Here is a 15,933-nt window from a genome sequence, read left to right on the forward strand (position 1 = left end):
GGATGCCCTCGACATCGCCCCCCGACCGAATCGGTTTTCCCGCCCTCTGCCTGCGCGGCCTGGCCTACATCCTGCTGGTGGGCGCCCTGATGCAGGGCGTGCTGCACGAGGCCCTGGGCCTCACCAGCGAGCAGTTCTCCGAGATCGGCTTCACCGAGCTGACCCAGTCCCTGCTGCTGGCCATCGCCACGGCGCTGGCGCTGGCCGTCCGCCTGCTCGACCATCGACTGCCCCATGTGGCGCTGCTGCTGGTCGGCCTGCTCGGCGCCTCGCTGATCCGCGAGCAGGATGCCCTGCTGGACGCCCACGTCTTCGACGGCGCCTGGCAGACCCTGGTCAGCCTGCTGGTGCTGCCGGTGCTGTTCGTGGTGATCCGCAGTCGGCGAGCCTTCGTCGTCGAACTCGAACGCTGTGCCGGGTCCTTCGCCTTCGGCCTGTTCGCCGCCGGCTTCCTGACCACCTACGTGTTCTCGCGGCTCTATGGACGCAGCGAGCTGTGGAAGGCGATCCTCGGCGAACACTACCTGCGCACCTTCAAGGACGCCGCCGAGGAAGTCACCGAACTGTTCGGTTATACCCTGCTGGTGCTGGCGATGTTCGAGCTGCTGCTGCTGGTGCGTCGCTGGCGGCGCCGCGACGACGCTGCCGCGCCCTGACAAACGACGACGCCCGCAGGCAGGCCTGCGGGCGTCATGGTCACGCGGGAGAGCCGGGCGTCACTCGTCGAGGAAGGACCGCAGCGGCTCGGAGCGCGACGGGTGGCGCAGCTTGCGCAGCGCCTTGGCTTCGATCTGGCGGATCCGCTCGCGGGTCACGTCGAACTGCTTGCCGACCTCCTCCAGGGTGTGGTCGGTGTTCATGTCGATGCCGAAGCGCATGCGCAGCACCTTGGCCTCGCGAGCGGTGAGCCCGCCGAGCACGTTGCGGGTCGCCTCGATCAGCCCCTCGCCGGTGGCCGAGTCGATGGGCAGCAGCATGGTGCCGTCCTCGATGAAGTCGCCGAGGTGCGAGTCGTCGTCGTCGCCGATCGGGGTCTCCATGGAGATCGGCTCCTTGGCGATCTTGAGCACCTTGCGCACCTTGTCCTCGGGCATCTCGAGGCGCTCGCCCAGCTCCTCCGGCGTCGGCTCGCGGCCCATCTCCTGGAGCATCTGCCGGGACACCCGGTTGAGCTTGTTGATGGTCTCGATCATGTGCACCGGGATGCGGATGGTGCGCGCCTGGTCGGCGATGGAGCGGGTGATCGCCTGGCGGATCCACCAGGTGGCATAGGTCGAGAACTTGTAGCCGCGCCGGTACTCGAACTTGTCCACCGCCTTCATCAGGCCGATGTTGCCCTCCTGGATCAGGTCGAGGAACTGCAGGCCACGGTTGGTGTACTTCTTGGCGATGGAGATCACCAGGCGCAGGTTGGCCTCGACCATCTCCTTCTTGGCCCGCCGGGCCTTGGCCTCGCCGATGGACAGCCGACGGTTGACCTCCTTGATCTCGGTCACCGGCAGCAGCACCATCTCCTCTTCGAAGGCGATCTTGCGCTGGGCGCGCTGGATATCGGCCTTGAGGGGCGCCAGGCGGTCGGCGTACCTGGCGTTGTCGCCCATGAAGTCGTCGAGCCAGTCCTGGCGCGACTCGTTGCCGGGGAAGGCCTTGATGAAGGTCTTGCGCGGCACCTTGGCCTTCTTGACGCACAGCTGCATCACCGCCTTTTCCTGGGCACGCACCTGCTCGACGCTGATGCGCACCTGACCGACCAGGCGCTCGAAGTGCTTGGGCACCAGCTTGATCGGCGAGAACAGCTCGGCCAGCCGGGCCAACTCGGCCTGGGCCTCGGCGGAACCGCGGCCGTGCGCGTCGATGGCCTGGCGCGACGCCTCGTTCTGCTCACGGATCTGCTCGAAGCGCGCCTTCGCCTCCTCGGGATCCGGGCCGCCGCCGCTGTCATCTTCCTCTTCGGCGCTCTCGTCGGCGTCGTCGGCGTCGCCGACCGTGGCTTCGGGCTCCTCGGGAACCTCCGCCTCGGCCACGCCCGGGATGCCCTCGTCGGGATCGATGAATCCCGAGAAGAGGTCGGACAGGCGCCCCGGAGCCTCCTCGTCCTGAGTGGCATCATAGGCGTCGAGGATGGAGTCCACGGCGCCCGGCAGGTAGGCCAGGGCGGACATCACCTCGCGGGTGCCCTCCTCGATGCGCTTGGCGATCTCGATCTCGCCCTCGCGGGTCAGGAGCTCCACCGTGCCCATCTCGCGCATGTACATGCGCACCGGGTCGGTGGTACGGCCCACGTCGCTCTCCACCGCCGCCAGCGCGGCCACGGCCTCCTCGGCCGCCGACTCGTCGGTGGAATGGTCGGCCATCATCAGGGTATCTTCATCGGGCGCTTCCTCGACGACATTGATACCCATGTCGTTGATCATGCCGATGATGTCTTCCACCTGATCGGGGTCGGCGATATCCTCGGGTAGATGGTCGTTGACCTCGGCATAGGTCAGGAAGCCCTGTTCCTTGCCGCGCGCGATCAACTCCTTCAGACGTGACTGCTGCTGCGCATTTCCAGCCATAGAAACCCTATCTCGACGAAGAAGAATGAAGCACCTGAAGCACTGAGGCGGAGAAAAACTCGATAAGCCGAACAGTATAGCGGGTTAGACCGCCGCTTTGCCAGTTCGATGTGTTTGCGCGGTCATTCAGGTGTGTTAGGTTGTCAGGTTGCGCCCCGTTCAGGTGACGCTGATGTATATGGTGATGGTAGGAGGAACTTCAACCCCGCCGCCAATGTCTTGCGCTATCGTAGCCGTTCGCGTCATTTTCCCACCTCGGCCAGCAAGGCCATCAGTCGCTGGCGCTCCTCGCCGCTCAACCGCTCACCGCTGCCCTGCCTGGCCAACAGGGCCTTGATCTCTTCCTGACGGCTCGGCCGCTGCCGGTGACGCTGGAAGTAGGCCACCAGGCCCTCCAGCTCGGTGGCGCGCGCCGCCGCCGGGATCAACAGTTCACGTCGCGCCAGCGCCGCCAGCCGCTCGCCCTCCGGCGTGCCATGGAAGTGTGCCAGCAGCACCTGGGCGCTGCGGTAGCGCCCGGCCTTCAGCAGGCGCACCACCTCGCGACACAGGCCGGCATCCGGGTCATCCTGATCGCTCCAGTCATCGCTCTCGGGGAGGCGCTCGACCAGCCCCGGGTCGTGAACCAGCAGCTGCAGGGTCCGGGCCATCAGCCCGAGCGCCGCCCCTCCGGTTGACGGACGGCCCGGCGATGCCTCTTCCGGCGGCTCGGCAGGCGCCACCGAGACCGCTGAGGGCGGCGCGGCCGCGTCGCCCCCCTGCTTCGCCATCAGCGCCTCGAAGCTTGACTGGTCGACGCCGGTGCGCCGCGAGAGTTCCGTCAGCAGCAGCGATTTCAACACGCCCTCCGGCAGGCGCTCGATGGCCGCCAGCACCTGGCTGGCATAGCGCTCGCGCTCCTCGATCCGCTCGAGGTCGCGCCCCTCCGCCGCCTGCTCGAAGAGGAACTCCGACAGCGGACTGGCGCAGGTGATGCGGTCCCGGAAGGCCTCGGCTCCCTCGCGGCGCACCAGGGTATCCGGATCCTCGCCCTCGGGGAGGAACAGGAAGCGTGCCTGGCGCCCGTCGATCATCTGCGGCAGCACCGTCTGCAGGGCCCGCGTCGCCGCCTGGCGGCCGGCCCGGTCGCCGTCGAAGCAGAACACCACCTCGCCGACCAGCCGGAACAGCCGCGACAGGTGCTCCTCGGTGGTGGCCGTGCCCAGGGTGGCCACCGCATTGCGGATGCCGAACTGGGCCAGGGCCACCACGTCCATGTAACCCTCGACGATCACCAGGCGCTCGAGGCGGGCCTCGGCCTGGCGGGCCTCGAAGAGGCCATAGAGCTCGCGCCCCTTGTGGAAGACCGGGGTCTCCGGCGAGTTCAGGTACTTGGGCTTGGCATCGCCGAGCACACGACCGCCGAAGGCGATGGTCCGCCCGCGGATATCCCGGATCGGGAAGATCACCCGGTCGCGGAAGCGGTCATAGGTGCGCCCGCTATCCTCGCGGTGCACCAGCAGGCCATACTCCACCTGCACCGCCTCGGTGATGCCCCGCTCGCCGAGATGACGCTTCAGCGACTCCCAGCCGTCGGGGGCATAGCCGATGCCGAAGGCCTGCTGCACCTCCGGCGACAGGCCACGCCGCTCCAGATAGTCGCGGGCGCCCTGCCCCTCCGGCATCTTCAGCCGCTCGCGGAAGAAGCTCGCCGACAGCTCCAGCAGGTTGACGCCCTCCTGGCGCTTGCGCTCCCTGGCCTGCGCCCGGGGATCGTCGGCCCCCTCCCGGGGCACCTCAAGCCCCAGGCGAGCGGCCAGTTGCTCCACCGCCTCGGGAAAGCGCAACTTGTCGTACTCCATCAGGAAGCGCAGGGCGTTACCGTGGGCGCCACAGCCGAAGCAGTGATAGAACTGCTTGTCGGCGCTGACGGTGAACGACGGCGACTTCTCCTGATGGAAGGGGCAGAGCCCCGCATGGTTGCGCCCCGCCTTCTTGAGCTTGACCCGCTCGCCGACCACCTCGACCACGTCGACACGGGCCAGCAGGTCATCGATGAAGCGCTGTGGAATCTGACCGGCCATCGGGCAATCCAGGCAAGGTGGAAGACAGCGCGCCGAATCCCGGCGCAAAAACAAGCGGCCACCGATTGGCGGCCGCTTGGCGTCCCTCCCGAGACGGCCCGCGAGAACGCCGGCCGACTCCAGTACGGATCAATAGAGCCGTTCGAAACGCTTGCGCTCGCGCTGCAGCTTCTTGGCATGGCGCTTGACGGCAGCCGCCGCCTTGCGCTTGCGCTCTGCGGTCGGCTTCTCGTACTGCTCGCGACGACGAACTTCGGAGAGAACACCGGCTTTTTCGCAGGAACGCTTGAAGCGACGCAGTGCGACGTCAAACGGCTCGTTATCACGTACTTTGACAGAAGGCATTAAGCACTCACCTACCTTGGAAAACTTGAGTTCGGTTTGAACGCACGCCTTCCGGGACCCCATCTCGCTCGATCGCGTGACACCGACATCGCCAGGCGAGCCGGTACGAAACGAGGTAATAACGCGGGATGTTGCCCCCGGGCGCACGACCCAGTCTTGCAGCGCACAGTATTCTAGTCGTCGTGATCGCTCCATGCAAACCGTTTCGCCGGCCCGGCCCCTGCCGCAACCCGGCCAAAAGGCGTAGAATGCCGCCATTTCCGCTGACGGGCCATGACCATGCGTGTACTGGGCATCGAGACCTCCTGCGACGAGACCGGCGTCGCCCTCTTCGACACCGAGCGCGGCCTCACGGCCGACGCCCTGCACAGCCAGGTCGCCATGCACGCCGAGTACGGCGGCGTGGTGCCGGAGCTCGCCTCCCGCGACCATACTCGCCGCCTGCTGCCGCTGATCCAGCGCGTGCTGGACGACGCCGGCCTGACGCGCTCCCAGCTCGACGCCATCGCCTATACCGCCGGCCCGGGCCTGGTCGGCGCGCTGATGGTCGGGGCCAGTACCGCCCATGGCCTGGCCCGGGCACTGGACATCCCGGTGCTCGGCGTCCACCACATGGAGGGCCACCTGCTGGCCCCGATGCTGGAGGACGCGCCACCGGCCTTTCCCTTCGTGGCCCTGCTGGTCTCCGGTGGCCATACCCAGCTCGTCGAAGTCGCCGGCCTCGGCCGTTACCGCCTGCTCGGCGAGTCGGTGGACGACGCCGCCGGCGAGGCCTTCGACAAGGCGGCCAAGATGCTCGACCTCGACTACCCCGGCGGCCCCGCGCTGGCGCGCCTGGCCGAGGCCGGCGACCCGACCCGTCTGCGCTTCCCGCGCCCCATGACCGACCGTCCCGGGCTGGACTTCAGCTTCTCGGGGCTCAAGACCCATACCCTGACCGCCATCCGCCGGCTCGAGGCCGAGGGCGCCCTGAACGAGCAGGCCAAGGCCGACGTGGCCCGGGCCTTCGAGGACGCCGTGGTCGACACCCTGGCGATCAAGTGCCGCCGGGCCCTGGAGGCGACCGGGCTCAAGCGGCTGGTGGTCGCCGGCGGGGTCAGCGCCAATGTCCGTCTGCGCGAACGCCTGGAACGGGAGGCCGTCAAGCGCGGCGCCGAGGTCCATTATCCACGCGGGCGCTTCTGCACCGACAACGGGGCGATGATCGCCTATGTGGGCGCCCAGCGCCTGCTGGCCGGGGAACATGACGAGCCCGGCCGGATGCAGGCGGTGCCGCGCTGGCCGATGGAGACCCTGACACCCCCCGACACAGAGGGCCGATGATCGCGCTCTCGAGGGCCACAGCGCCCAGCGCCTGCTGGCCGGGGAACATGATGAGGCTGGCCGGATGCAGGCGGTGCCGCGCTGGCCGATGGAGACCCTCCAGCCTCCGGCTGCCAGGCGCGAAGCGCCGCTGTTCAAGCTTATCAGCCGTCGGCGAAGCCAAGCGGCTTATAACCCAGGCTCGTCGCCCGTCCCCAGCCGGCGGATATTGAGCACGTGGCGCACCAGCACCAGCAGGGTGAAGACGATCACCACCCGGACATAGTCCGGTGCCAGCCAGAGGGCGGCCAACGGGGCCACGGCGGCGCTGGTCAGCGAGGCGATCGCCGCGTTGCGCATCCACCAGGCCAGCAGGCACCACAGCAGCGCGCAGCACAGCGCGACCCTGGGCGTCAGCAACAGCATCACCCCGAAGGCGCTGGCCACGCCCTTGCCGCCGCGAAAGCGATACCAGACCGGGTAGCTGTGTCCCAGCAGCACGCCCAGCCCGACCAGCCCTTGGGCCCAGGGCGGCAGGCCCAGCAGCATCGCCAGTCCCAGCACCGGCATGCCCTTGGCGGCATCCACCAGTAGCGTCGCCAGTGCCAGGCGACGACCGTGCAGGCGCAGCACGTTGGAGACGCCGGGGTTACCGGAGCCCGCCAGACGGGGATCGCCCACCCGGGCCAGCCGACAGACCGTCAGGGCACCGAGCCAGGTGCCGCTGAGATAGCCCAGCGCCATCAACGGCAGCGTCACTTCGAGTTGTGCCGGCACGACGGTGTCTCGTGGAGGGTTCGCTGACGATTCTGCCAGCCATGGCCCGGCCGGAACAGCCGGCGGGCGCTGTCGTCCCGCGATGCGCTGTCGTACAATCGCCCGCCAATCGCCACCATCCTGCCCACCGGCTCGGGGAGCCCTCGATGGATCTCGTACTGATCGAAGCGCTGAAGGTCGACACCGTGATCGGCGTCTACGACTGGGAACGCACCCTGACCCAGACCCTGGTGATCGACCTGGCACTGGCCACCGACATCCGCCCGGCCGCGGCGGCCGATGACATCACGCAGACCCTCGACTACGCCGCGATCAGCGAGCGCATCGCCGAGTTCGGCGCCCAGCACAGCTTCGCGCTGGTCGAGACCTTCGCCGAGCGGCTCGCCGAGACGCTGCGCCAGGAGTTCGCCATTCCCTGGCTGCGCCTCACCCTGCGCAAGCCCGGCGCGGTGCCCGCCGCCGCTGCGGTGGGCGTGTGCATCGAGCGGGGAGCGGGGCGCTGATGGCCCGGGTCTGCGTCAGCATCGGCAGCAACATCGAACGGGAGCACCACGTGCGCGTCTGCCTGGACGCCCTGGCCGAGACCTTCCCGGCCCTGCGCATCTCGCGGGTCTACGAGAGCGAGCCGGTGGGCTTCGAGGACGGCCGCAACTTCTTCAACCTGGTCGCGGTGTTCGAGAGCGACTGGTCGGTGGGCGCGCTGCAGGCCTGGTGCAAGCGGCTGGAGTTCGCCAACGGCCGGCGCCCGAACAGCCCCAAGTTCAGCCCCCGCACCCTGGATATCGACCTGCTCAGCGTGGATGCCCTGACCGGCGAGCATGACGGCGTGGAGCTGCCGCGGGCCGATATCCTGCACCACGCCTTCGTGCTGCGGCCCCTGGCGGAACTGCTGCCCGACACCCGTCACCCGATCAGCGGCGAGCGCTATCTGGCGCTGTGGCAGGCCTTCGACGCCGACCAGCAGCCCCTCTGGCCGGTGGCCTTCGTGTGGCGGGGGCGGGTGCTGTCCGGCGAGGCCTGAGGCTCAGCCCTCGGCCAGCACCTCGTCGATCACCGCCCGGCGACGCCGGGCCAGTTCCTCGCCCAGCGCCCGCCCCTTGTAGCCCTCCTCGACCAGCCCCCTGGGCAGGATCTGCGCGGCCAGGCGCCAGGCCAGCGCCAGGTCGGCCGCCAGGCCGGAGTCGTCCATGCTGACCAGGGCGATCAGCGGCGCCACCCGCTCGGCCCGTCGCCAGGCATCGATGCCGTCGAGCCAGGCCATCACCCTGCCCCCGTCCATCCGCCCCGCCCGGGCCGCCGCGCACAGCGTCCGGGTCATGGCCGCCTGGTCGGCCAGCCGGCGTGGCGCCTTCGGCAGCTTCAAGCGCTCGGCCAGGGCCTCACGCGCCTCGCCCTCCAGGTGCTCCACCAGGCGGGCCCAGCGCCAGCGGGGCTCCTCGTCGGTCGGGATGTCCTCGGGCAGGCAGGGCAGCCGCCCCAGGGCCTCGTCCAGCCCCGCAGGGTCGGCGGCGAGCTCCGGCATCAGCGCCCCCAGGGCCCCGCAGTCGTGGAGCGCCTGGAAGTAGACGTCGGGCCAGGGCTCGCCGAGGGCCTTCTCGGTCTCGGCCCAGACCCGCTCGGCCACCAGGTGGGCGAGCTCGCCACTGACCACCAGCTCGTGCATCAGCGCGCGGGTCTCCTCGGCGATGACGAAGCCGAGTCCGGCGTAGCGGGCCAGGAAGCGGGCGGTGCGCAGCACCCGCAGCGGGTCCTCGACGAAGGCCGGCGAGACGTGCCGCAGCACCCGGGCCTGCAAGTCGGCGAGGCCCCCATAGGGGTCCACGAGCTCGCCTTCCGGGGTCTCCGCCATGGCATTGATGGTCAGGTCGCGCCGGACCAGGTCCTCCTCCAGGCTGACCTCGGGGCTGGCCTGGACCTCGAAGCCGGTGTAGCCGTGCCCCGACTTGCGCTCGGTGCGCGCCAGGGCGAATTCCTCGTGGCTCTCGGGGTGCAGGAACACCGGGAAGTCGCGCCCCACGGGCTTGAAGCCGCGCCGCGTCAGGGTCTCGGGCGTGGCACCCACCACCACCCAGTCGACATCGGTGACCGGCCAGCCCAGCCGGGCGTCGCGCACCGCCCCGCCGACCCGGTAGACCTCGAGCCCCTCGAGGAGGCCGTCACGGCGGGCCGGCATGGCTCAGGCCTCCACCCGTTCGGGATGGCGGTGCTGCCAGCCGACGAAGCCGCCGTCGAGGCTGTAGACCTCGCCGAAGCCCTGGCCGGCCAGCCAGGCCGCGGCCTGCTGGCTGGAGTGGCCGTGGTAGCAGACCACCACCAGCGGCGTTTCCCGGGGTGCCTCGGCCAGCAGGGCCGGCACACCGTCGTTGTCCAGATGGCGGCTGCCGGGGATGTGGCCGGCGACGAAGCTCGCCGGGTCGCGGATATCGACCAGGGTCAGGGGCCGATCCCCCTCGAGCCAGGCGCCGAGGGTGGGAATGTCCAGGTGCTGGAAGGTGGCGGCGGTCATGTGAGTCTCCGGGTCGGGAAGGGGATTCAGTGGCGGCTGGGTACGCTGACCCGCTCGCCGGTCGCCAGGTCCAGGGCCGTCAGGGCCCCGCCCCAGATACAACCGGTGTCCAGGGCCTCGGCCCGCACCCGACTGCCCGGGGTGGTGCCCTGCAGGGCGGCCCAGTGGCCGAACAGCAGCCGGGGATCATCGTCCCGGGGGTACTGGAACCAGGGGGCGAAGCCCGGCGGGGCAGCGTCGAGCCCCTCCTTGGCGGCGAAGTCGAGGCAACCCCGGGCATCGATGAAGCGCATGCGGGTGAAGGTGTTGACGATCACCCGCAGGCGATCGATGCCGTCCAGGTCGTCGCACCAGCAGGCCGGCTCGTTGCCGTACATCTGGCGCAGGAAGGCACCGGAGCGCTCGCCGGCGAGGGCGCTCTCCAGCTCGCCCGCCAGGCGCCCGGCCTGGTCGAGCCCCCACTGGGGCGGCAGCCCGGCATGGCTCATCAGGGTATCGCCGTCGCGCACCAGCAGCGGCCGGCTCTGCAGCCAGTCGAGCAGTGCCTCCCGATCCGGCGCCTCGAGAATCGCCGCCAAGGTGTCCTTGCGCTTGGCCCGCGCCCCGCCCCGGGCCACGGCCAGCAGGTGCAGGTCATGGTTGCCCAATACCACCTGGGCCGCCTCGCCGAGGGCCTCGACCTCGCGCAGGCAAGCCAGCGATCCCGGCCCCCGGTTGACCAGGTCACCGGCCAGCCAGAGCCGGTCGCGGCGAGGGTCGAAGGCCAGCCGCTCGAGCAGGGCGACGAATTCGGCGTGACAGCCCTGCAGGTCGCCGATGGCATAGGTGGACATGGGCCCTCCGTGTCGGCAGTGGGTGACGGCGCTCAGTGCACCTGGTTGGGACCGGCCAGGCGAAAGGGCGCGATGGCCACCTCGAAGGGCCGCTGGGTGGCGGTGTCGACGCAGGTGAAGTCCCCCTCCATCACCCCCACCGGGCCGTCGAGGATCGCCCGGCTGGTGTAGCGAAAGGTCTGGCCGGGGCCGATCATCGGCTGCTGGCCGACCACCCCCTTGCCGCGAACCTCCTGCACCTTGCCGCTGCCCTGGGTGATCTTCCAGTGGCGCGCCAGCAGCTGCATGCTGTGCCCGGAATGGTTGTGCACCGTGATGGTATAGCTGAACACGAAGCGCTCTTCCTCCGGCGCCGACTCGTCCTCCCGGAAGGCGGGCTCGACGTCGACGCGGATCTCGTCGCCCAGCGATGACGGGGTCATGATGCCTCCCCTTGCGCGGACAGGTGATTGGCGATACGCACGAATTCCTCCACCGTGAGGGTCTGGGGGCGGCGGCCCGGGTCGATGCCCAGGGCCTCCAGGTCGCCGGCGGCGAGGCGCCCCTTGAGATTGTTGCGCAGGGTCTTGCGGCGCTGGGCGAAGGCCTCGCGCACCAGCTGGAACAGCAGCACCTCGTCGCGTGCCGCCTGGGGCAGGCTCGCATGGGGGGTCAACCGCACGATGGCCGACTCCACCTTGGGCCGCGGCACGAAGGCCTCCGGCGGCACCGTGAACAGCGACTCGACCCGACAGTGGTACTGGGCGAGCACCGAGAGGCGACCGCGGTCGGCCCCGCCCGGTGGCGCGGCGAGCCGCTCCACCACCTCCTTCTGCAGCATGAAGTGCATGTCGGCGACGGCATCGCCGGCCTGGAGCAGGTGGTCGATCAGCGGGGTGGAGATGTTGTAGGGCAGGTTGCCCACCACCCGCAGCGGCGGCCCGTCGCCGCGCAGGGCGCGGAAGTCGACCTTGAGCGCATCGCCCTCGTGGATGACGAAACCCGGCTGGTCGAAGAACTGCACGCGCAGCCCCGGGATCAGGTCACGGTCCAGCTCGATCACCTCGAGCTGGCCGCCCGCCGCCTCGAGCAGCGGCTCGGTGAGGGCGCCCTGGCCGGGACCGATCTCCACCAGGCGCTCGCCGGAGCGGGCGCCGATGGCCCGCACCAGTCGCGAGATGATGCCGGGGTCACGCAGGAAATTCTGGCCGAAGCGCTTGCGCGCGCGATGACCCTGGGGGCGGGATGCCATGACTGTGTCCTTCTGTTCGATTCGATCCGACGCGCCGCTGTGGCGCCTCAGGCGTGCCCGCCGCGGCGGGCCATGTCGGCGGCCAGCGCCACGGCCACGGCGAGGCTGCCGGGGTCGGCCTCGCCCCGGCCGGCCAGGTCCAGGGCCGTGCCGTGGTCCACCGAGGTGCGCACCCACGGCAGGCCGAGGGTGATGTTGGCGGCGCGGCCGAAGCCGGCGTACTTGAGCACCGGCAGGCCCTGGTCATGATACATCGCCAGCACCGCGTCCACGCCCGCCAGGTGGCGCGGGGTGAACAGGGTATCCGCCGGCAGCGGTCCGTCAAGGGTCAGGCCCTCCTGGCGCAGCCGCGCCAGGGTCGGGGCGATGACCTCGAGCTCCTCGCGGCCCAGGTGACCGTCCTCGCCGGCATGGGGGTTGAGGCCGCAGACGGCGATGCGCGGCGCCGCCACCCCGAACCAGCGGCGGAGGTCGGCGTCGAGGATGCGCAGGAGCCGCGCCAGCCGCTCGGGCGTCACGGCATCGCTGACCTCGCGCAGCGGCAGGTGGGTGGTGGCCAGGGCCACCCGCAGCGCGCTGCCGCCCCGCCAGTCCGGGGCCTCGGCATGCAGGGCCCGGTCGGTGGCGAGCATCATCACCACCTCGTCGACCCCACAGGCGTCGCGCAGGTATTCGGTATGGCCGCGGAAGCCGGCATGGCCGGCCTCGAGGATCACGGCCTTGTGCAGGGGCGCGGTGACCAGCCCCGCGGCCTCGCCGTCGCGACAGCCGCGGACGGCCCGGTCGAGGGTCTCGAGGACATAGTCGGCGTTGCGGGTGTCGAGCACGCCCGGCCGGCAGGGCGCGCGCAGGGGCACCGGCCAGACCGCCAGCCGCCCCGGGCACGGCGCCGGCGGCGCCTCGTGGGGGGCCAGCTCGACCAGCTCCAGGGGCCGGCCGAGGGACGCGGCCCGCTCGGCCAGCAGATCGGGATCGCCCACCGCCACGACCCGGTGGTCCGCGGCCCCGGCACCCGGCACCTCGGTCGCCAGCATCACCGCGAGTTCCGGGCCGATGCCGGCCGGCTCACCGGTGGTCAGCGCCAGCACCGGGGATGCCCTCATGAGCCGGACTCGAGCCGCTCGTCGATGAAGGCATCGGCGCGGATCTCCTGGATCCAGGCCTCCATCTCGTCGCTGACCTTGCGCTGGAACAGCGCCTCGCGGGCCTGGTCACGGCTGACGTTACCGCCCTGCTGCTCGATGTAGCGCTCCACTTCCCGCTCGGAGAGGTTCACGCGGCTGGCCACCCGGCGCTGCTGCAGCTCGCGCATCAGCAGCTCGCGACGCACCTGGTCGCGGACCACGCCCAGCGACAGGCCGTCGGCCTCCAGGGCGTCGGCGAACTGCTCGAGGGTCATGTTGTTGCCCTCGGCGATGGCCCGCACCTGGCGGTTGAGCTCGGTATCGTCGACGCTGAGGTTGGCCTCGCGGGCCATCTGCAGCTGGATCTCCTCGACGATCATGCGATCGAGCACCTGCTCGCGCAGCGCCGCCTCGGGCGGCTGCTCGACGCCCCGGGCCCTCAGCCGGTTGCGCGTCTGGGCGAGGCGATCCTCGAGTTGGGTGGCCATGATGGCTCCCTCGTTGACCACCGCCACGATGCGGTCCAGCGGCTGGCGCGCCTGGGCCAGGCCGGCCAGGGGCGTCAGGGCGAGGCATAGGCCCAGCATCAGGGTGGCGAGTTGTCGACTGCGCATGTCTGTCTTTCCTCTCATCGGTGTCGGTTGCCTCAGGGTCGGCCGAAGGCAGTGCTCTGATAGCCCGGGATCGCCTCCCGGAAATGGGTGTCCGCATCGCCACCGACGCCGCCGAGCCCCTTGAACACGAAGCGCAGGAAGAAGCCGCGGTCGGTGGTATCGTCGTCGATGGTGTTGGCGGTGTCCTCGTCGTCGATCCACTCCCGCCAGACCAGCTGCAGACCATAGCAGCAGTCGTTCCACTGCACACCCGCCAGCTGTTCCAGCATCCGGTCGTTGGTGTTGTCGTAGAGCACCCGGCCGATCACGTCGAGTCTGGAGGTCGCCTTGAGGGCGAAGGACAGGTCGTAGTCCTCGCGGTCATAGCTGCGCACGTCCTCCTCGTCCTCGGCGGGGGAGAAGCCTTCGAGCTCCCAGTTGTAGCCGAGGTTCAGCACGTGACCGGCATCGGCCCGGTACTGCAGTCCCAGCGAGGTGCGCTCGGTGCGCGACAGGTGGTCGTCATAGAGCCACTCCCAGCGGGTGCGCCAGTGGTCGCTGACCCGCCAGTCGAGGCGGGTGACCCAGGGCGAGCGGTCGCGGGTGGCGTCGTAGAAGCGCGGGAAGTTCTGCTCGCTGGGCAGGGTGTCGGGATCCCCGCCCAGGTCGATGGTGCGATCCTCGAAGTAGACCGCCTGCCCCACGCCCAGGGAGAGGCGCTCACGGCCGCTGGCATCCTCCAGCAGGCGCGACTCCGTGCCGTAGGAGAAGCGGTTGAGGTCGCCGACCCGGTCGCCGCCGGTGAAGCGATACGGGGACCACAGCTGGTTCCAGGAGAAGGCGCGTTCCTTGGTGTCGAAGTCGGGGAAGTCGCTCTGGTCCCGGGCCGGCACATAGGCATAGTTCAGGCGCGGCTCCAGGGTCTGGCGGAAGTCGTCGCCGCCCAGCGCCAGGTCGCGCTCGAAGACCAGGCCGCCATCCAGCGAGGCGACCGGCACGGTCTGCGACGGCCCCTCGGGGCGGTCGGTGTCGCGCTCCCCGTAGTCGAGGTCGTAGGCGATGTGGGCCAGCGCCAGGCGCGGCTCGAGAAAGCCCCAGGTGTCGTCGAAGCGCCAGCCCGTGGCGGGGGTCAGGCGCAGCCGCGAGCCGTTGGCCGCCTCGCGGATGGGGATGGCGCGCTGACCGCCGGCGAAGTCGTAGAGGCCGTTCTCGTCGCCCTCGATGTCCCGCCAGAAGTAGGTCAGGTTGGAGCCCCACTCCTGATAGAAGCCGCTGTCCTGGCGCCAGCGGGCATTGGCGGTCAGGCTCGGCAGGCGGTAGAAGGGCTTGTCGCCCTCGTCGAGCGGATCCTCGAGCTTCTGGTAGCCCTGGGCCTTGGCCTCGAGCCGCCAGACGTCGCCCCGGTAGTCGAGACGGGCCAGCCGGGCCAGGCTGTCGGTGTCCTGTTCGCCGAAGGTCAGGCCGAAGTCGTCGAAGTAGGCCCCGTCACTGGCCGCCCCGTAGCGCAGCTGGTAGCGAGTGCGCGGGTCGAAGCGGCCGGCATGCCGGGCATCGATGTACCAGCGGGCGTCGCCGTTCTCCAGTGCGGAGCCCGCCGAGGCCTCCTCGCCGGCCTGGCGGTCGTCGGCGATGTAGGCGCCCTCCAGGGTGCCGGCGTCGCTGGGCAGCAGGTAGCGGTATTCGGCGCCCATCAGCAGGCCGCGGTTGCTGATCCAGCGCGGCGTGAGGGTGGCGTCCTGGTTCGCGGCGATGTTCCAGTAGAAGGGCTGGGCATAGTCCAGGGAATCGCCGGAGAAGCCCAGGGTCGGCCACAGGAAGCCGGTCTGACGGCGGTCGTCCAGCGGGAAGCGCACCCAGGGCCAGTAGAAGACCGGCACCTTGCCCATCTCGAGGCGGGCATGGGTGGCGGTGCCGTAGCCGCGCCGGCGATCCAGCAGGATGTCGTTGCCGACCAGGCGCCACAGGTCGCTGCCCGGCTCGCAGGTGGTGAAGCTGGCCTCGGTCAGCCGGTAGCGATCCTCGGCGACCCGGGCCAGGCGCACCGCATCGCCGCGCAGGCGCTGCTCGTGGGCCACGTAGTGGGCGGTGTCGATGCTCGCATCGTCGCTGTCCAGGGAGAACTCGGCGGCCTCGCCGCGCACCAGCAGGTTGCGGTCACGCAGCGCCACCGGCCCGTCGGCGAAGACCCGCTCCCGGGAGGCCGGCAGGCGCACCCGCGGCGCCTCCAGCTGGGTGTCGGCGCGGCGCAGTACCACCTCGCCGCTGAGCAGGGTCTCGCCGTCCGCCCCGTACTGGCCGCTGTCGGCCTCGCTGGCCACGCGCCCCGTCGGGGGCGGGGCCAGGCGATAGTCCGGCATCACGTAGCGGCCCCGACACAGGGCGCCGGCCGGGCGGTCCTCGCCCCACGGGCGCCAGTCGAGCTGCGCCGCCGGCAGCGACTCGGGGGGTGCCGCCAGCAGGGGGCTGGTCATCACGCTAGAGGTCACTAGGCCTGCCAGGGCCGTCCATGAGGGTCGCTTGCCCATGTTCCACGATGTCCTTGGCGGGGGGAATCGGTATTATACAGGCCCGGTGCGACCTGTGCCGCCGACGAGCCCCTGT

The 15,933-nt window shown here is 70.3% G+C and carries 16 protein-coding genes; 4 read left to right on the forward strand and 12 right to left on the reverse strand.

Annotation, left to right across the window (positions count from 1 at the left end; translation table 11 throughout):
* The first annotated feature begins 2 nt into the window (after positions 1-2).
* Entirely contained in the window at positions 3-656 is a 654-nt protein-coding gene (locus tag QWY76_RS14865; RefSeq protein WP_290312082.1) for a hypothetical protein, read from the forward strand.
* A 60-nt stretch (positions 657-716) separates the two neighbouring features.
* On the opposite strand, the gene rpoD is transcribed toward QWY76_RS14865, so the two are convergent.
* From rpoD to rpsU, 3 genes are all read right to left on the reverse strand, one after another.
* Positions 717-2,558, reverse strand: coding sequence for an RNA polymerase sigma factor RpoD (rpoD, locus tag QWY76_RS14870; RefSeq protein WP_290312084.1), 1,842 nt, complete (start codon positions 2,556-2,558; stop codon positions 717-719).
* Positions 2,559-2,800: 242 nt separating this feature from the next.
* Positions 2,801-4,621: a DNA primase gene (gene dnaG, locus QWY76_RS14875; protein WP_290312085.1), complete on the reverse strand. Its 1,821-nt coding sequence runs from the start codon at positions 4,619-4,621 to the stop codon at positions 2,801-2,803.
* Positions 4,622-4,750: 129 nt separating this feature from the next.
* The gene (rpsU, locus tag QWY76_RS14880; RefSeq protein WP_013333229.1) at positions 4,751-4,966 is read right to left on the reverse strand and encodes a 30S ribosomal protein S21; all 216 of its coding nucleotides are present in this window, start codon (positions 4,964-4,966) and stop codon (positions 4,751-4,753) included.
* A 279-nt stretch (positions 4,967-5,245) separates the two neighbouring features.
* Here rpsU and tsaD point away from each other — a divergent pair, with 279 nt between their 5' ends.
* Entirely contained in the window at positions 5,246-6,289 is a 1,044-nt protein-coding gene (gene tsaD / locus QWY76_RS14885; protein ID WP_290312517.1) for a tRNA (adenosine(37)-N6)-threonylcarbamoyltransferase complex transferase subunit TsaD, read from the forward strand.
* 168 nt (positions 6,290-6,457) lie between these two features.
* Here tsaD and plsY read toward each other — a convergent pair whose 3' ends face one another.
* Positions 6,458-7,012 (reverse strand): glycerol-3-phosphate 1-O-acyltransferase PlsY, encoded by a 555-nt coding sequence (gene plsY / locus QWY76_RS14890; RefSeq protein ID WP_435388996.1) that lies wholly within the window; start codon positions 7,010-7,012, stop codon positions 6,458-6,460.
* A 179-nt stretch (positions 7,013-7,191) separates the two neighbouring features.
* Between plsY and folB the strand changes: the two genes are divergently transcribed.
* Both folB and folK read left to right on the forward strand, forming a co-directional pair.
* Positions 7,192-7,548 (forward strand): dihydroneopterin aldolase, encoded by a 357-nt coding sequence (gene folB, locus QWY76_RS14895; RefSeq protein ID WP_290312086.1) that lies wholly within the window; start codon positions 7,192-7,194, stop codon positions 7,546-7,548.
* The gene (gene folK / locus QWY76_RS14900) at positions 7,548-8,066 is read left to right on the forward strand and encodes a 2-amino-4-hydroxy-6-hydroxymethyldihydropteridine diphosphokinase (protein ID WP_290312087.1); all 519 of its coding nucleotides are present in this window, start codon (positions 7,548-7,550) and stop codon (positions 8,064-8,066) included. The genes folB and folK overlap by 1 nt, the downstream gene beginning before the upstream one ends.
* Positions 8,067-8,069: 3 nt before the next feature.
* On the opposite strand, the gene QWY76_RS14905 is transcribed toward folK, so the two are convergent.
* From QWY76_RS14905 to QWY76_RS14940, 8 genes are read right to left on the reverse strand one after another with little or no spacing between them, the layout of a single operon-like run.
* Positions 8,070-9,218: a tRNA nucleotidyltransferase/poly(A) polymerase-related protein gene (locus QWY76_RS14905; RefSeq protein ID WP_290312088.1), complete on the reverse strand. Its 1,149-nt coding sequence runs from the start codon at positions 9,216-9,218 to the stop codon at positions 8,070-8,072.
* 3 nt (positions 9,219-9,221) lie between these two features.
* On the reverse strand, positions 9,222-9,551 hold the full coding sequence (gene glpE / locus QWY76_RS14910) for a thiosulfate sulfurtransferase GlpE (protein WP_290312089.1): 330 nt from the start codon (positions 9,549-9,551) through the stop codon (positions 9,222-9,224).
* Between the two features lie 26 nt (positions 9,552-9,577).
* Positions 9,578-10,384, reverse strand: coding sequence for a symmetrical bis(5'-nucleosyl)-tetraphosphatase (locus QWY76_RS14915; protein WP_290312090.1), 807 nt, complete (start codon positions 10,382-10,384; stop codon positions 9,578-9,580).
* Positions 10,385-10,416: 32 nt separating this feature from the next.
* Positions 10,417-10,806, reverse strand: a complete 390-nt coding sequence (apaG, locus tag QWY76_RS14920; RefSeq protein WP_290312091.1) for a Co2+/Mg2+ efflux facilitator ApaG/CorD — start codon at positions 10,804-10,806, stop codon at positions 10,417-10,419.
* The gene (gene rsmA, locus QWY76_RS14925; protein WP_290312092.1) at positions 10,803-11,615 is read right to left on the reverse strand and encodes a 16S rRNA (adenine(1518)-N(6)/adenine(1519)-N(6))-dimethyltransferase RsmA; all 813 of its coding nucleotides are present in this window, start codon (positions 11,613-11,615) and stop codon (positions 10,803-10,805) included. Before rsmA ends, apaG begins: the two co-directional genes overlap by 4 nt.
* A 47-nt stretch (positions 11,616-11,662) precedes the next feature.
* Positions 11,663-12,718 carry a 4-hydroxythreonine-4-phosphate dehydrogenase PdxA gene (gene pdxA, locus QWY76_RS14930; protein WP_290312093.1) on the reverse strand — a complete coding sequence of 352 codons (1,056 nt, stop codon included), beginning with the start codon at positions 12,716-12,718 and terminating at the stop codon, positions 11,663-11,665.
* Complete coding sequence (locus tag QWY76_RS14935) at positions 12,715-13,353, reverse strand: SurA N-terminal domain-containing protein (protein WP_290312095.1); 639 nt, start codon at positions 13,351-13,353, stop codon at positions 12,715-12,717. Before QWY76_RS14935 ends, pdxA begins: the two co-directional genes overlap by 4 nt.
* Positions 13,354-13,385: 32 nt before the next feature.
* A complete protein-coding gene (locus QWY76_RS14940; RefSeq protein ID WP_290312096.1) occupies positions 13,386-15,857 on the reverse strand; it encodes an LPS-assembly protein LptD in 2,472 nt (823 codons plus the stop codon).
* Between the last annotated feature and the right edge of the window lie 76 nt (positions 15,858-15,933).

It is taken from the genome of Halomonas maura (genome assembly GCF_030409305.1).
GTDB lineage: Bacteria > Pseudomonadota > Gammaproteobacteria > Pseudomonadales > Halomonadaceae > Halomonas > Halomonas maura.

Bases quoted from the DNA above. Each gene is read 5' to 3' on its own strand.
- QWY76_RS14865 (WP_290312082.1), top strand. From the start codon at position 3: ATGCCCTCGACATCGCCCCCCGACCGAATCGGTTTTCCCGCCCTCTGC.
- rpoD (WP_290312084.1), bottom strand. From the start codon at position 2,558: ATGGCTGGAAATGCGCAGCAGCAGTCACGTCTGAAGGAGTTGATCGCG.
- dnaG (WP_290312085.1), bottom strand. From the start codon at position 4,621: ATGGCCGGTCAGATTCCACAGCGCTTCATCGATGACCTGCTGGCCCGT.
- rpsU (WP_013333229.1), bottom strand. From the start codon at position 4,966: ATGCCTTCTGTCAAAGTACGTGATAACGAGCCGTTTGACGTCGCACTG.
- tsaD (WP_290312517.1), top strand. From the start codon at position 5,246: ATGCGTGTACTGGGCATCGAGACCTCCTGCGACGAGACCGGCGTCGCC.
- plsY (WP_435388996.1), bottom strand. From the start codon at position 7,012: ATGGCGCTGGGCTATCTCAGCGGCACCTGGCTCGGTGCCCTGACGGTC.
- folB (WP_290312086.1), top strand. From the start codon at position 7,192: ATGGATCTCGTACTGATCGAAGCGCTGAAGGTCGACACCGTGATCGGC.
- folK (WP_290312087.1), top strand. From the start codon at position 7,548: ATGGCCCGGGTCTGCGTCAGCATCGGCAGCAACATCGAACGGGAGCAC.
- QWY76_RS14905 (WP_290312088.1), bottom strand. From the start codon at position 9,218: ATGCCGGCCCGCCGTGACGGCCTCCTCGAGGGGCTCGAGGTCTACCGG.
- glpE (WP_290312089.1), bottom strand. From the start codon at position 9,551: ATGACCGCCGCCACCTTCCAGCACCTGGACATTCCCACCCTCGGCGCC.
- QWY76_RS14915 (WP_290312090.1), bottom strand. From the start codon at position 10,384: ATGTCCACCTATGCCATCGGCGACCTGCAGGGCTGTCACGCCGAATTC.
- apaG (WP_290312091.1), bottom strand. From the start codon at position 10,806: ATGACCCCGTCATCGCTGGGCGACGAGATCCGCGTCGACGTCGAGCCC.
- rsmA (WP_290312092.1), bottom strand. From the start codon at position 11,615: ATGGCATCCCGCCCCCAGGGTCATCGCGCGCGCAAGCGCTTCGGCCAG.
- pdxA (WP_290312093.1), bottom strand. From the start codon at position 12,718: ATGAGGGCATCCCCGGTGCTGGCGCTGACCACCGGTGAGCCGGCCGGC.
- QWY76_RS14935 (WP_290312095.1), bottom strand. From the start codon at position 13,353: ATGCGCAGTCGACAACTCGCCACCCTGATGCTGGGCCTATGCCTCGCC.
- QWY76_RS14940 (WP_290312096.1), bottom strand. From the start codon at position 15,857: ATGGGCAAGCGACCCTCATGGACGGCCCTGGCAGGCCTAGTGACCTCT.